The organism is Streptomyces sp. NBC_00091 (genome assembly GCF_026343185.1).
Lineage (GTDB): Bacteria > Actinomycetota > Actinomycetes > Streptomycetales > Streptomycetaceae > Streptomyces.
Genome location: NZ_JAPEMA010000001.1, coordinates 1,286,822 through 1,300,296, shown reverse-complemented (window position 1 = coordinate 1,300,296; position 13,475 = coordinate 1,286,822). Strand labels below are relative to the sequence as shown.

The following is a 13,475-nucleotide window of genomic DNA, read 5'->3' as shown; positions in this document are numbered from 1 at the left end:
GGCCATTGTCAGGGCAGGCGCGGCTCACTTCAGGCGGTCGGCGACGCGATCGCGGAACCAGTCCATGGTGAAGCCCCGGGGGTCGATCTTGCCGGGCTGCCATTCGCGGTGGCCCAGTACCGAGCGGGCGCCCCAGCCGTGGACCCGGCAGACCGCGGCCGCGGCGCGGGTCATGGCGTCGAGCTGGGCGGCCGGCCAGGGGTCCTCGCCGTTGCCGAGGTTCTCGCACTCGAAGCCGTAGAAGTGCCGGTTGCCGTCGGTGTCGGCGCGGTCGTCCGGCGGCAGCCGCTTCTCCGCGATGACGGCGGCCAGTACGTCGGAGTCGCCGGCGCCGGCGTGGTTGGTGCGGCCGAAGCCGACGAGGTGGACGCGGCCGTCCTTGGTGATGACCCCGTGGCAGAGCGGGCCGGGCAGGGCGGAGTCGCCGTCGCGGCAGAGTTCCACCGTGTACGCGGTGCCGTTGGTGACGGTGTGGTGGATCATCACCCCGTGCACCGGCCCCCAGGGGCCCTTGTGGTTGCGGTTGCGCGTGCGCCAGGCGCCGACCTCCACGACGGTCAGGCCCTCGGCGCGCAGGGCCTGGATGAAGCGGGCCGCGGACATGGGTGCGGTCATGGCCGCCTCCTTTACCGTGTGTGTTCGTTCCGTCACTTACCGGTGTAGCGGAGGCGGCCCTTCCGAGGCTAGGGCGTGATTCGGCCAGCCCTTACGCCGAAGCGAGCCACAGGTCCGGGCCGAAGACCTCGTAGTGGATGTCCGCGGCCGGGACGCCCTTGGCGAGCAGCTGGGCGCGTACCGCCCGCATGAAGGGGAGCGGCCCGCAGAGGTAGGCCCGGGTGCCGGGCGCGACCGGGACGGCGGTCAGGTCGACGCGGCCGGTCCCGTCACCGGCCTCGGCCCCGGCCTCGTACCAGAACCGGGCCGTGGCGTCGGGGAGCTTGTGCGTCAGGGCGCGGTGGTCCGAGCGAAGGGCGTGGTCGTCGGGGGTGCGGTCGGCGTGCAGGACGGTGACGGGGGCGGTGTGCCCGCTGTCGGCCAGGTGCTCCAGCATCGACAGCATCGGGGTGCAGCCGATGCCGGCCGAGGCCGGCAGGACCGGCGCGGTGGAGTCCCCGAGGGCCAGGTCGCCGTACGGGGCCGAGACGCGCAGGGCGTCGCCGGTGCGGACCCGGGTGTGGAGGTGGTGGGAGACCTCGCCGTCGCGCTTGACGGTGATTGCGCGTGCCCGGGGAGCCGGGGTAGGTGGAGACCCCTGCCGCTTCAACTCGCCATACGTGGTGGATTCGTGACGGTATGTATGCGCACGCCCGGCGCCCAGGCGACGTCGGGCACCCTCCTTGGCCCTATAGCCGTGCAGGCTGGGCCAACCAGCGTCCGGAGGGACGTGCTCACACGGGCCACCGGTCAGCCGGTCGGCACCAGGGCGCGAAGGCGATCGGTGTAGGTCTGGCATCCTGCCGTGTGTGGATCCCGTGGGTGACACGGGATGGCTACGCCGATCAGAGACGCTGTACTGGCGGATCTGCCGGGCCCCAGTCGGTCAGTTCAATCTGGACCGAGGCGTGGTGGCCGGGCAGATGCGTCGGCGCCGGTCCGCATCACGTCCGGGCGGGTGTCCGGGTGCTCCACGAGGTGGGTGGCGAAGGCGGCGATGGAGCCGGCGAGGGCCTGCTTCTGGAGCCCGGCGTTCTGGTTGCCGCGGTTGAACAGGTCCCGCAGCAGCGCCGGGTGGGCCGCGAACAGCTTCTCGTAGAACAGCTCCGTGATGTCGCCGATCGCGGCCCCGACGGCGGGCAGGGTGGCACGTACGGTCGCGGCCGACTTCTCGGACAGCATGGGGAGCTCCTCGCTTAATTGGTATGGCACATGCGTATTTAATGGCTCGGGACGGCCCCGGCGCCATGCGCAGATCTGTTCGAAGGCGCCCTCGGGTCGGATCCGGTCAGGGTGCGGTACTGCTCCGCGCGCCGCTCGAGATGCCCAGCAGCAGGGGCCCCGTGGGGGCCGCCACCAGCTCGTTCACCGTGAGCGGGTCCAGTGCGGCGAAGAAGGCCTCCTGGGCCCGGCGCAGCGCGCCGCGCAGGACGCAGGCCCCGCGCAGCGGGCACGGGGTGGTGCCGTCGCAGTCCACGACGTCGCCCGTGCCCTCCAGTTCGCGCACCACCCCGCCCACCGAGGTGGCGCGTCCGGCGGCGGTGAGCGCGAGCCCGCCGCCACGGCCGCGCCGGGCCTCGATCAGCCCGAGGCGCTGCAGCCTGGCGACCACCTTGGCGGTGTGGGTGTACGGAACCTCCATGGTGGCCGCCACCTCGCGGGTGGTGGGGAGGTCCGTGTCCTCGACGGCCAGGCGCATCAGTACGCGCAGCGCCAGGTCGGTGAATCGGGTCAGCCGCATGGCTTCAGGGTAGAAACTGGAATCGCAGATACAAATTAGAGTCGCCGCGTGTGAAGGCGTTGAGCCCTGGAAGATGCCCACGCCCGCACCGAGTAGTCCCACTCATTTGTGTAATGGTCTCACCACGTTGCGTGCTGGAAGGCTTCCGTTCCGCAGACCATGGAGTGATCGAAAGGGAAACACATGTCGGTCCAGGCAGGTTCCGAAGCCGAACCCAGGACGCCGCAACGCAGTCTGGGAACCTCGGCCGCCCGGAACTTGGCAACCACGACCAAGTCCGCGCCGCAGATGCAGGAGATCACCTCGCGGTGGCTGCTGAAGATGCTCCCGTGGGTCCCGGTGCAGGGCGGCACCTACCGCGTCAACCGCCGGCTCAGCCACTCGGTCGGCAACGGCATCGTGGAGTTCGTCAAGACCGGCTCCCAGGTCCAGGTCATCCCGGCCGAACTCGGCGAACTCCCGCTGCTGCGCGACTACGCGGACGAGGAGGTCCTCACCGAGCTCGCCGCCCGCTGCCGGCAGGTCGACTTCGAGGCCGGCCAGGAGCTCACCTCCTTCGGCAGCCCCTCCGACCAGGTCTTCCTGCTCGCCCACGGCCGCATCGACCAGATCGGCCCCGGCCCCTACGGGGGCGACGCGGTCCTGCGGACCGTCGCCGACGGCGCGTACTTCGGCGAGGGCTCCCTCACCGACGAGGCGGCGATCTGGGAGTACACCGCCCGCGCCGCCACCGCCGGCACCGCGCTGGTGCTGTCCCGCCAGGACTTCCAGCTCCTCGCCGACCGGGCCGAATCGCTGCGGGCGCACGTGGACGGTGTACGGAGCCGGCCCGCCCGGCCCACCAACTCCTACGGCGAGGCGGCGATCGACCTCTCCGCCGGCCACCACGGCGAAGCCGTGCTCCCCGGCACCTTCGTCGACTACGAAGCCCGGCCGCGCGAGTACGAACTCTCCATTGCACAAACGGTCCTGCGCGTCCACACCCGCGTCGCCGACCTCTACAACCACCCGATGAACCAGACCGAGCAACAGCTCAGGCTCACGGTCGAGGCGCTGCGCGAGCGCCAGGAGCACGAGATGCTCAACAACCCCGAGTTCGGCCTGCTCCACAACGCCGACTACGACCAGCGCATCCAGCCCCACGACGGCGGGCCCACCCCCGACGACATGGACCAGCTGCTCAGCATGCGGCGCGGCTCCAGGATGTTCCTCGCCCACCCCGAGGCCATCGCCGCCTTCGGCCGCGAGTGCAACAAGCGCGGCCTCTACCCGGAGACGGTCGAGTTCGGCGGCACCCAGGTGCCCTCCTGGCGGGGCGTGCCGATCTTCCCGTCCACCAAGATCCCGATCAGCGACGCCCGTACGACCTCCATCCTGTGCATGCGCACCGGCGAGGACGAGCAGGGCGTGATCGGCCTCCACCAGCCCGGCATCCCCGACGAGATCGAGCCGAGCATGTCCGTGCGGTTCATGGGGATCAGCGAGCAGGCGATCATCTCCTACCTGGTGACGGCCTACTTCTCCGCCGCCGTCCTGGTGCCGGACGCGCTGGGCGTCCTGGAGAACGTCGAGATCGGCCGCTGGCGTTGAGGACCGCCGACGCCGTGGTGGCGGGCGAGGGGCAGGAAGCGGCGGCCCTGCTGGAAGCCACAAGAGAAACGGTCAACCCGGAACTGCGCCGGGCCGTCGGAAGCCTGCCCGGCGCGATGCGGCGGGTGGCGATGTACCACTTCGGCTGGGAGCGCGAGGACGGAAGCCCCGCGGAGGGCGGCGCGGGCAAGGCCATCCGGCCGGCGCTCGTGCTCGCCTCGGCGCAGGCCCTGGGCGTACCGCGGGCCGCCGCCGGGGACGCCGTACGGGCGGCGGCGGCCGTGGAGCTGGCGCACAACTTCACCCTGCTGCACGACGACATCATCGACAGGGACGTCCAGCGGCGCGGGCGGCCCACCGCCTGGACCGTCTTCGGGATGCCGGACGCGATCCTGGCGGGCGACGCCATGATGGCGCTCGCGGTGCGGCTGCTCGCCGAGGACCCGCACCCGGCCTCGGCGGCGGCCTCGGCCCGGCTCGCGGCCTGTGTGGTCGAGCTGTGCGAGGGCCAGCAGGCGGACTGCGCCTTCGAGAGCCGTCCGTACGTCTCGCTCGACGAGTGCCTGACCATGGCCACGGCCAAGACCGGGGCCCTGCTGGGCTGCGCCTGCGCGCTGGGCGCGCTGTACGCGGGGGCCGGGCCGGAGGAGGTCGAGGCGATGGACGCCTTCGGGCGGGAGGCCGGGCTGGCCTTCCAGCTGATCGACGACCTGATCGGCATCTGGGGCGACCCCGGGCACACCGGCAAGCCGGCCGGGGCGGACCTGCTCGCCCGCAAGAAGTCCCTCCCGGTCGTGGCCGCCCTCACCTCGGGCACCGAGGCCGGGGAGGAGCTGGCGGCCCTGTACGCGGGTTCCGTGAAGGAGGACGACGTGCCCCGCGCCGCCCGGGCGGTGGAGCGGGCCGGCGGCCGCGACTGGGCGCAGGCCCATGCGGCCGACCGGATGGGCCGGGCGGTGCAGGAGCTGTCCCGGGCGGTGCCCGACCTCGCGGCGGCGGGCGGACTGCTGGCCCTCGCGGAGTTCGTCACGCGCCGGACGAAGTAGCGGACATCCCCTGGGGAGGGGGGAGGGGTGGAGGGGGAGGGGTGGAGGGGTGGAGGGCGGAGGCCTGTTCCGGTGCTGCGGGGTGCCGGAACAGGCCTTTCGGCATGCGGGTCTTATGAACTGCTCCGGGCAACTCTAGGATCGCTCGCGTTAGTTGACACGTGAGTGAAGGGTGTTACCCATGGTGCTGGAGATACGTCAGGCGGATCTGTCGGACCGGGACGCGGTCGCGCGCCTGCTGGACGAGGCCTTCCGCGACGATCCGGTGACCTGCTGGGTCTTCCCGGACCCGGAGCACCGGGCCGCGGTGAACGCCAAGTTCCTCGGGGTCTTCGCGGACGTCGCGCTGGCCGAGGGCCGGATCGACTACGCGGTGGACGGCTCGGCGGCCGCGCTGTGGCTGCGGATCCCGGCGGGCGAGCACGAGGGCGAGGACGAGGTCCCCGCGAAGATGCGGGCGGCGGCCGACCCGGACAACGAGCGGTGCGAGCTGGTCGGGCGGCTCACGGGGGAGGTCCACCCGACCGCCGAGGAGCACGAGTACCTGCTGATGATCGCGGTCGCGCCCGGCCGGCAGGGCGAGGGCCTGGGCACCGAGCTGATGCGGCCGGTGCTGGAGCGCTGCGACCGGGACGGGGTCCCGGCGTACCTGGAGGCCAGCAGCGAGCGCAGCAAGCGGCTGTACGAGCGGCTGGGCTGGGAGTTCACCGGCGAGGCGGTGCGGCTTCCGGAGGGGCCGCTGATGTGGCCCATGTGGCGCAAGCCGCGCGGCTGAGTGGGGCTTGCGGAAATAGAGGGTTGGCAAAGTACTCCAGGTGAAGTACTTTCATCGACGTGCCCCGGAGCGGTGGCACCGCCAAACGGAAGAGAATCGCTTGCGCAAGCTCACGTACTTCATCGCCACCACCGTCGACGGCTTCATCGGAGCCCCGGACGGCGATGCCGATTTCATCTACAGCTACCTCGACCCGGAGTTCATCGGTCACCTGACGGCCGAGTACCCCGAGACGGTCTCCGGCCCGGGGCGCACCCAGCTCGGGATCGAGGACGCCGCCCCGAAGCGGTTCGACGCGGTCCTCATGGGCCGGGGCACCTATGAGCCGGGCCTCAAGCTGGGCCTCACCAGCCCCTACGGCCACATGCGCGAGCAGTACGTCGTCTCGCGCTCCCTCACGGTCTCGCCCGACCCCGAGGTGCAGCTGATCAGCGGTGACGTGGCGGCCAAGGTCCGCGAGCTCAAGGAGCGGGACGGCCTCGGCATCTGGCTGTGCGGCGGGGCGGACCTCGCGGCCCAGCTGGTGGACGAGATCGACGAGTACATCGTGAAGACCTACCCCGTCGTGGTGGGCACCGGCATGCCGATGTCCCGGGCCGGCTTCGGCGTGCGCTCCCTGGAGCTGACCGGCTGCACCGCCCTCGGCGGCGGCCAGGTCGTCACCTCGTACGACGTCAAGCGCTGACCCCGCCATAACGGGTGAAACCGGCCTACCGTGGAGGTATGGCCGGTGAAGAGCAGCAGCGCGAGCACGGGACGGTCGCCCCGCACGCCGGGCACGAGCAGCAGACGTGCCCGGCTTGCGGGAGCCCCGTCGACACGGTGGTCAGACGGCGCAAGTCCCTGGGGATCTTCATTCCCGAGTGGAGTCCGGGCCCCTGCCGGAACCCGGACTGCCCTCGGTACGTTCCTGCGGCTTAGCCCTCGGGATCCTCCGGGCTAGCCCTTGGGGTCAGCCCTTGGAGTCCAGGCCCGAGGCGACCAGGCCGTTGGCCCACAGCTGGTTCACGCGCGTCCGCTCGGCGCTGTTCGGGGTGGCGTTCTGGCACGAGGTGCCCGGACCGCCGCCCGACATCAGCTCGCTGCACGGGCCCGAGTAGTGGTCCGGCAGGCCCAGCACGTGACCGGTCTCGTGCGAGGTCACGCGGGTGGAGTTGTACTGCTGGTTCTGCTGGTAGTCGAGGAAGATGTAGCCGCGGCCGTGCCCGTCCGTGCTCGCGTACGAACCGCGGGAGTCGTTGCCCTCGCGGTACGAGAAGTTCCCGCCCGAGGACACCTCCTGGAGCTTCACGTTGGTGACCGAGCTGTTCCAGATGCGGGTGGAGCTGGCTATCTGCGTGCGGAAGCTCGGCGCGTTGCGGGTGTTGTAGGTGACCGTGACGGCGAGCGCGCCGGGGTTCGCGGCCCGCTGCTCGGCGACCGAGCGCTGTACGGCCTCGAAGAAGGCCCGGGTGGCGGCCTCGTTCTCCTGCGAGCGCTCGTAAGCGGCGTAACGGGCCGAGCCGTCGGCGGGGGCGGTCGTGGCCCCGGCGGTGGGCACGACACCTCCGAGAGCGGCGGCGACGCCGAGGCCGACGGTGGCGGCGGACAGCATGGTCCTACGGGAGTGGCGCATGTGGGGGGCTCCTACTCAGCCGGTGCTGTGGGGGGTGGATGGGTAGTCCGGTACCGGAGTCTGAGGGAGCCGATGGGGCCGGGGGATGATGTCAGAGGCCGATAGCTCCGGCCTATCGGGCAGGTTTCGGCAAGATTCACATTGGTCAACTAGCGTGAGAATGGCGGGATTCGGGGGGCTATCGGCGGCTGGTGCGACCCTCCCCGCCCGCCTACCCTCGGGTCATGGAGCTCGAGGTGAGGCACCTGCGCGCGCTGTGCGCCATCGCGGACGCCGGCAGCCTGCACAAGGCCGCCCGGCAACTCGGCGTGAGCCAGCCCTCGCTGACGACGCAACTGCGCCGGATCGAACGGGCCCTGGACGGCGAGCTGTTCCTGCGCGAGCGGACCGGTTGTCGGCCGACCCCCTTCGGGCGGACCGTGCTCGGGCGGGCGCGGCCGCTGCTCGCCGAGATGGCCGCGCTGGTCGCGGAGGCGCGGGCGGCGGCGCACGGGCCGCGGCTGCGGATCGGCTCCACGGCCAGCCGGGCCCTGCCGGGGTGGCTGCGGCGGCTGCACCGGCGCGCGCCGGAGACGGAGACCTCGCTGGTGGTCGACGTCTCGGCCAATGCGCTGCTGCGGATGACGGCCGCCGGGCAGCTGGACGTGGCGTTCGTGCACGAGGTCGAGGGCAGTCCGTTGCGGGTGCCGGCCGGGCTGGAGCTGCGGGTGCTGATGGAGCGCGAGCCGCAGTTCGTCTCCATGTCCCGGGACCATCCGGCCGCGCGGTCGGAGATCGTGGAGTTACAGGACCTGGCCCGTGACCGCTGGACCGTCGACCCCTCCGTCGACGGGGAGTGGGACGGGCTGCGGAGGGTGTTCGCGGGGGCGGGGCTCGACCCGCCCGTGCTGCACGCCGACTACCACACGGCGGCTTCGCTGATCGTCTCCGGCGAGGCGGTGGCGCCGTGCCAGCCGACGTCCGGGCCGCGGGACGACATGGCCATCCGGCCGCTGTCGGGGGACCCCCTGGCGGTGCGGCTCCTGCTGGCGACCCGGCCGGGGGAGCATGCGGAGGTCTACGAGGACCTCCGCGACGCCTACCGCGAAGCGGCCCTGCGGACGCCGCCGTACCGCGCGTGGCTGCGGCGGCGGGGGAGCTCGCTGCTGGTGGCGTAGCCGTAGCCCTTGCCGGGCGGTGTGTCGGTGGGTCGGGGTCGGGGGCGGGGTGGGGTGTCGTCCGGGACGGGCTTCGATGTTCGGCGCCCTGGCTCTGCTGGTCTGCCGGGCGGTGCCTCGCGCCGAATTCATCTCGTTTTAGTCTCGGACGACACCCCACCCCGCCCCCGCCCCCTCACGTACGCGACCCCGTGCGGGTGCAGTCCCATCCGGTCCCGCTGGCGTCCCCCAGCCTCGCCGGCCCTTCCCGCCTCGCTGGCACCCCCAGCCTCGCCGGCGTTTGAGGCGCGGGGTCTGGGGCGGAGCCCCCAAGGGGTCCGGGGCGCAGCCCCGGGGAACGGGCGAAGGGCGGGTAGGGGATCAGCCCCGCGCAGCGGGACCGCGGGTCGCGCGGGTCGCGCTTGACTTCCCTCGGCCGCGATATATCGTGTTAGCGAGAAGACGCGATATGTTGCGTGCGTCAGCCCCGAGGAGGAGCAGCACCATGGCAGAGCAGATGACCTGGTCCGTCGCCGCACCGCAGAAGCTCACCTTCGAGCAGCCGGTGGCCGACCTCCGCGTGCGCGTCGTCGGCGGCGCGGTGAATGTGGTCGCCTCCGAGGAGGGCCCGGCCAGGCTGGAGGTCAGCGAGGTCGAGGGGCCGCCGCTGCACGTGGTCCAGGAGGGCGGCACCCTCACGCTCTCGTACGAGGACCTGCCCTGGAACGGTTCGCAGGGCTTCAAGAAGTGGTTCGAGGGCAAGCCCTGGAAGGCCTGGGCCGGTGCCTCCAAGGACGGCCGCAAGGCCTGGGAGCGCAGCGTCACCGTGACGCTCACCGTCCCCGCCGCCACCCGCGTCGAGCTGGCCACCGTCAGCGCCGCCGCCTTCGTCTCCGGTATCGCCGGCGGCACCGAGGTCCACGGGGTCTCGGGCGACGCGACCCTGGTCGGGCTCTCGGGCCGGGTCAAGGCGCACACGGTCTCCGGCAGCGTCGAGGCCCAGTCCGTCACGGGTGAGCTCGGCTTCCACTCCGTCTCCGGCGGTCTGACGGTGGTCGACGGCGCGGGCGGCAGCGTGCGGGCCGACTCGGTCAGCGGAGACATGCTCATCGACCTGGTCCCCGACCCGGCCGCCCCCCGGCCGGTGGACATCCTCCTCAACTCCGTCTCCGGCCAGGTGGCGATCCGGCTCCCGCACCCCGCCGACGCCAAGGTCGAGGCCAACACCGCCACCGGCGGCGTCTCCAACGCCTTCGAGGACCTGCGGGTCACCGGCCAGCTCGGCGCCAAGCGGATCACGGGCACCCTCGGCACCGGCTCCGGCACCCTGCGGGCCACCACGGTTTCCGGAGCCATCGCCCTTCTGCGCCGCCCGCAGGCCGATGCCGACGCCGCCCCCCTCCAGCTCGACAAGAAGGTTCTCTGACATGCCGCCCGTCTTCGCCCACGGCCGCCTCCGCCTCTACCTCCTCAAGCTGCTGGATGAGGCGCCCCGCCACGGGTACGAGGTGATCCGCCTGCTGGAGGAGCGCTTCCAGGGCCTGTACGCGCCCTCCGCGGGCACGGTGTACCCGCGGCTGGCGAAGCTGGAGGCCGAGGGGCTGGTCACGTACGCCACCGAGGGCGGGCGCAAGGTGTACTCCATCACCGAGGCGGGCCGCGCCGAACTGGCCGACCGGGTCGGGGAGCTGGCCGACCTGGAGCTGGAGATCCGGGACTCCGTCTCCGAGCTGGCCGCCGAGATCCGCGACGACGTCCGCGGCGCCGCCGGCGACCTGCGCCGCGAGATGCGGGCCGCGGCCTCCGCCACGGCGACCCACGTCGAGGACGAGTCCTGGAAGGCCGCCAAGGAGGAACTCCGCAAGGCCAAGCAGGAGTGGAAGGAGCAGGCGCGCCGCGCGAAGGACGAGAGCCGCCGGGCCCGCGAGGAGGCCCAGCAGGCCCGCCGTCAGGCCAAGGAGGCCCAGGATCGGGCCCGCGAGGAGGTCCAGCGCATCGCCGCCCAGCTCCAGGAGCAGTTCACCAAGCCGGGCGGGGTGCTGGGCAGCCTGGCCGGAGCCTGGCTGGGCGGCGGCACCGCGGCCGACCCCGCGCCGGCCGGGACGCCGAGCGCCCCGGGGCCCTCGGGCTCGGGATGGGCCGAGGACCTGGCGCCCACGGCCGACCCGGCGCGGGACCTGGACCGGCTGCTGGATCGTTTCCGCGACGATGTCCGCGACGCGGCCCGCGACCACGGCGTGACCCCGGCGCAGCTCGCCGAGGCCCGCGCCCACCTGGCGGCCGCCGCCGCCCGCATCGCGGCGGGGCTGCGCCCGGGCGCCTGATCAGACCGTCAGTACGATCTTGCCGAAGAGGTCCCCGGACTCCAGCCGTTCGAAGCCCTCGCGGGCGCGGTCCAGCGGCAGCACCTGGTCGATGACGGGCCGTACGCCGGTGGCCGCGCAGAAGGACAGCAGGTCCTCCAGCTCGTCCTTGGTGCCCATGGTCGAGCCGACCACCTTCAGCTCCAGGAAGAAGATCCGCCGCAGCTCGCCGTGCGCCGGGGTGTCGCCGCTGGTGGCGCCGGAGATCACCAGGGTGCCGCCGGGGCGCAGGCACTTGACCGAATGCGACCAGGTGGCCGCGCCCACCGTCTCGATGACGGCGTCCACCCGGTGCGGGAGCCGCGCGCCCGGCTCGTACGCCTCCACCGCGCCCAGCTCCACGGCCCGCTTGCGCTTGGCCTCGTCGCGGCTGGTGGCGAACATCCGCAGGCCGGCCGCCTTGCCCAGGACGATCGCGGCGGTGGCCACCCCGCCGCCCGCGCCCTGGACGAGCACCGAGTCGCCGGGGCGGACCCCGGCGTTGGTGAAGAGCATCCGGTAGGCCGTCAGCCAGGCCGTCGGCAGGCAGGCGGCCTCCTCGAAGGAGAGCTCGGCGGGCTTGCGCAGCACGTTCCAGGCAGGCACGGTCACCTGCTCGGCGAAGGTGCCCTGGTAGCGCTCGGTCAGGACCGAGCGCGGCTCGTCCGGGCCGACTCCGTGGCCGCTCTGGCCGATCACGGAGTGCAGGACGACCTCGTTGCCGTCCTGGTCGGTCCCGGCGGCGTCGCAGCCGAGGATCATGGGCAGTTTGTCCTCGCCGAGGCCGACTCCGCGCAGCGACCACAGGTCGTGGTGGTTGAGCGAGGCGGCCCTGACGTTGACGGTCACCCAGCCGGGGCGGGCCTCGGGAGCGGGGCGTTCGCCCAGCTCAAGGCCGCTCAGCGGCTGGTCTCGGTCGATTCTGGCGGCATAGGCAGCGAACATGGCGCCAGAGGCTACCGGGCGGTAGGGCGACCTGGCCAGAGGCCGGAAACCGTCGGCGAGCCGGAGCGGAAGCGCTTGTTCGATCCTCAACTACCGTCCGTACCAGGCGGTTTGCCTGCTCCCATAGGACTAACCGGAACGTCAAGAGGGCCCCTGGATGGGGGTAGGATTCAAGCCATGCGGCGCGCTCGTCATGAGCCTGTCATTCTCGTCGCATTCTCGCTTTGCGTTCCCGCGTTCTCTCGCGCGCCCGGCAAGGAGGGCGGAGCGACCCCTCCCGGTTCGGGGGCGGGGAGGGTGCGTTCCTGCGAGGGAGCGACGCGCACGCGAAGAGGCCCGGCCGGAACGTTCCGGCCGGGCCTCACCCGTACAGCTCAGCGTGGCGCCTCAGGCCAGGCGGGCCACTCCGTCGGCCTTCGCCGCCGCGGCGACCGCGGCCGTGACGGCCTCGGCGACGCGCTCGTCGAACGGCGAGGGGATCACGTAGTCGGCGGCGAGCTCGTCACCCACGACACCGGCGATGGCGTCGGCGGCGGCGATCTTCATGCCCTCGGTGATCCGGGTCGCGCGCACCTTCAGGGCACCCGCGAAGATGCCCGGGAAGGCCAGCACGTTGTTGATCTGGTTCGGGAAGTCCGAGCGGCCGGTGGCCACGACAGCCGCGTACTTGTGCGCGATGTCGGGGTGGACCTCCGGGTTCGGGTTGGCCATGGCGAAGACGAAGGAGTCCTTCGCCATCGAGGCCACCGCCTCCTCGCCGACCGTGCCGCCGGAGACGCCGATGAAGACGTCCGCGCCCGCGAGGGCCTCCTCGAGCGTGCCGTTCAGCCCGCTCTTGTTGGTCAGGCCCGCGATCTCCGCCTTGACGTCCGTCAGGTCGGTGCGGTCCGAGGAGACCACGCCCTTGCGGTCGGTGACGCAGACGTCGCCGATGCCCGCGTCGACCAGGATCTTGGCGATCGCGATGCCCGCGGCGCCGGCGCCCGAGATCACGGCCCGCAGGTCGCCGAGGGTGCGACCGGTGAGCTTCGCGGCGTTGCGCAGCGCGGCCAGCGTCACGATGGCCGTGCCGTGCTGGTCGTCGTGGAAGATCGGGATGTCCAGCGCCTCCTGGAGACGCCGCTCGATCTCGAAGCAGCGGGGGGCGGAGATGTCCTCCAGGTTCACCCCGCCGAAGGAGGGCGCCAGACGGATGACCGTCTCGATGATCTCGTCGGTGTCCTTGGTCGCGAGCGCGATCGGCACCGCGTCCACACCGCCGAACTGCTTGAACAGGATCGCCTTGCCCTCCATCACGGGGAGCGAGGCCTCGGGACCGATGTCACCGAGTCCGAGCACGGCCGTACCGTCGGTGACGACGGCGACCACGTTCGACTTCCAGGTGTACTCGTTCACCAGCTCCGGCTGCTCGGCGATGGCGGTACACACCTTCGCCACGCCGGGCGTGTACGCCAGGGACAGGTCATCCTTGTCGTTGACCGGCACCGTGGCCTGAATGGCCATCTTGCCGCCGCGGTGCAGTGCGAACACCGCATCGGGGTTGTTGTCCGTCGCACTGTCACTGCGAGGGTTGACGATCTCCGCTGCCACTTCGTGTGACCCCTTAAGTCCTTTGAATCGTTGAGGGTGGC

General features: G+C 72.1%; 12 protein-coding genes and 2 pseudogenes. 7 read left to right on the top strand and 7 right to left on the bottom strand.

Annotated features, from left to right (window positions below):
• Positions 1 to 24 precede the first annotated feature (24 nt).
• The 4 genes and pseudogenes from OOK34_RS05475 to OOK34_RS05460 all read right to left on the bottom strand — a co-directional run bounded on the left by OOK34_RS05475 (position 25) and on the right by OOK34_RS05460 (position 2,395).
• Positions 25 to 615, bottom strand: a complete 591-nt coding sequence (locus OOK34_RS05475) for an N-acetylmuramoyl-L-alanine amidase (protein ID WP_267032731.1) — start codon at positions 613 to 615, stop codon at positions 25 to 27.
• A 91-nt stretch (positions 616 to 706) separates the two neighbouring features.
• Positions 707 to 1,201 (bottom strand): annotated as a pseudogene (locus OOK34_RS05470) (hemin transporter); the annotation flags it as partial.
• Between the two features lie 395 nt (positions 1,202 to 1,596).
• Positions 1,597 to 1,836: pseudogene (locus OOK34_RS05465) on the bottom strand (hemin transporter); the annotation flags it as partial.
• Positions 1,837 to 1,942: 106 nt separating this feature from the next.
• Positions 1,943 to 2,395, bottom strand: coding sequence for an Rrf2 family transcriptional regulator (locus tag OOK34_RS05460; protein ID WP_267032730.1), 453 nt, complete (start codon positions 2,393 to 2,395; stop codon positions 1,943 to 1,945).
• A gap of 183 nt (positions 2,396 to 2,578) precedes the next feature.
• Here OOK34_RS05460 and OOK34_RS05455 point away from each other — a divergent pair, with 183 nt between their 5' ends.
• The 4 genes from OOK34_RS05455 to OOK34_RS05440 all read left to right on the top strand — a co-directional run bounded on the left by OOK34_RS05455 (position 2,579) and on the right by OOK34_RS05440 (position 6,491).
• Positions 2,579 to 3,985 (top strand): family 2B encapsulin nanocompartment shell protein, encoded by a 1,407-nt coding sequence (locus OOK34_RS05455; protein WP_267032729.1) that lies wholly within the window; start codon positions 2,579 to 2,581, stop codon positions 3,983 to 3,985.
• The gene (locus OOK34_RS05450; RefSeq protein WP_267032728.1) at positions 3,982 to 5,031 is read left to right on the top strand and encodes a family 2 encapsulin nanocompartment cargo protein polyprenyl transferase; all 1,050 of its coding nucleotides are present in this window, start codon (positions 3,982 to 3,984) and stop codon (positions 5,029 to 5,031) included. Before OOK34_RS05455 ends, OOK34_RS05450 begins: the two co-directional genes overlap by 4 nt.
• Positions 5,032 to 5,212: 181 nt before the next feature.
• Complete coding sequence (locus OOK34_RS05445; RefSeq protein ID WP_267032727.1) at positions 5,213 to 5,806, top strand: GNAT family N-acetyltransferase; 594 nt, start codon at positions 5,213 to 5,215, stop codon at positions 5,804 to 5,806.
• A 100-nt stretch (positions 5,807 to 5,906) separates the two neighbouring features.
• The gene (locus OOK34_RS05440; RefSeq protein WP_267032726.1) at positions 5,907 to 6,491 is read left to right on the top strand and encodes a dihydrofolate reductase family protein; all 585 of its coding nucleotides are present in this window, start codon (positions 5,907 to 5,909) and stop codon (positions 6,489 to 6,491) included.
• A gap of 267 nt (positions 6,492 to 6,758) precedes the next feature.
• Here OOK34_RS05440 and snpA read toward each other — a convergent pair whose 3' ends face one another.
• Positions 6,759 to 7,421 carry a snapalysin gene (snpA, locus tag OOK34_RS05435; protein WP_267032725.1) on the bottom strand — a complete coding sequence of 221 codons (663 nt, stop codon included), beginning with the start codon at positions 7,419 to 7,421 and terminating at the stop codon, positions 6,759 to 6,761.
• A gap of 224 nt (positions 7,422 to 7,645) precedes the next feature.
• On the opposite strand from snpA, the gene OOK34_RS05430 reads away from it, so the two are divergent.
• From OOK34_RS05430 to OOK34_RS05420, 3 genes are all read left to right on the top strand, one after another.
• Positions 7,646 to 8,578, top strand: a complete 933-nt coding sequence (locus OOK34_RS05430; RefSeq protein ID WP_267032724.1) for a LysR family transcriptional regulator — start codon at positions 7,646 to 7,648, stop codon at positions 8,576 to 8,578.
• 484 nt (positions 8,579 to 9,062) lie between these two features.
• Positions 9,063 to 9,983, top strand: coding sequence for a DUF4097 family beta strand repeat-containing protein (locus tag OOK34_RS05425; protein ID WP_267032723.1), 921 nt, complete (start codon positions 9,063 to 9,065; stop codon positions 9,981 to 9,983).
• 1 nt (position 9,984) lies between these two features.
• Positions 9,985 to 10,881 carry a helix-turn-helix transcriptional regulator gene (locus OOK34_RS05420; protein WP_267032722.1) on the top strand — a complete coding sequence of 299 codons (897 nt, stop codon included), beginning with the start codon at positions 9,985 to 9,987 and terminating at the stop codon, positions 10,879 to 10,881.
• Here the strand turns inward: OOK34_RS05420 and OOK34_RS05415 are convergent, their stop codons facing one another.
• Complete coding sequence (locus OOK34_RS05415) at positions 10,882 to 11,844, bottom strand: zinc-binding dehydrogenase (RefSeq protein ID WP_267032721.1); 963 nt, start codon at positions 11,842 to 11,844, stop codon at positions 10,882 to 10,884.
• Positions 11,845 to 12,231: 387 nt separating this feature from the next.
• A complete protein-coding gene (locus OOK34_RS05410; RefSeq protein WP_267032720.1) occupies positions 12,232 to 13,434 on the bottom strand; it encodes an NADP-dependent malic enzyme in 1,203 nt (400 codons plus the stop codon).
• Positions 13,435 to 13,475: the final 41 nt, after the last annotated feature.

What these genes read in the sequence shown, in the direction of transcription:
- OOK34_RS05475 (WP_267032731.1), bottom strand. Translation starts at nt 615, where the DNA reads ATGACCGCACCCATGTCCGCGGCCCGCTTCATCCAGGCCCTGCGCGCC.
- OOK34_RS05460 (WP_267032730.1), bottom strand. Translation starts at nt 2,395, where the DNA reads ATGCGGCTGACCCGATTCACCGACCTGGCGCTGCGCGTACTGATGCGC.
- OOK34_RS05455 (WP_267032729.1), top strand. Translation starts at nt 2,579, where the DNA reads ATGTCGGTCCAGGCAGGTTCCGAAGCCGAACCCAGGACGCCGCAACGC.
- OOK34_RS05445 (WP_267032727.1), top strand. Translation starts at nt 5,213, where the DNA reads ATGGTGCTGGAGATACGTCAGGCGGATCTGTCGGACCGGGACGCGGTC.
- snpA (WP_267032725.1), bottom strand. Translation starts at nt 7,421, where the DNA reads ATGCGCCACTCCCGTAGGACCATGCTGTCCGCCGCCACCGTCGGCCTC.
- OOK34_RS05430 (WP_267032724.1), top strand. Translation starts at nt 7,646, where the DNA reads ATGGAGCTCGAGGTGAGGCACCTGCGCGCGCTGTGCGCCATCGCGGAC.
- OOK34_RS05425 (WP_267032723.1), top strand. Translation starts at nt 9,063, where the DNA reads ATGGCAGAGCAGATGACCTGGTCCGTCGCCGCACCGCAGAAGCTCACC.
- OOK34_RS05420 (WP_267032722.1), top strand. Translation starts at nt 9,985, where the DNA reads ATGCCGCCCGTCTTCGCCCACGGCCGCCTCCGCCTCTACCTCCTCAAG.
- OOK34_RS05415 (WP_267032721.1), bottom strand. Translation starts at nt 11,844, where the DNA reads ATGTTCGCTGCCTATGCCGCCAGAATCGACCGAGACCAGCCGCTGAGC.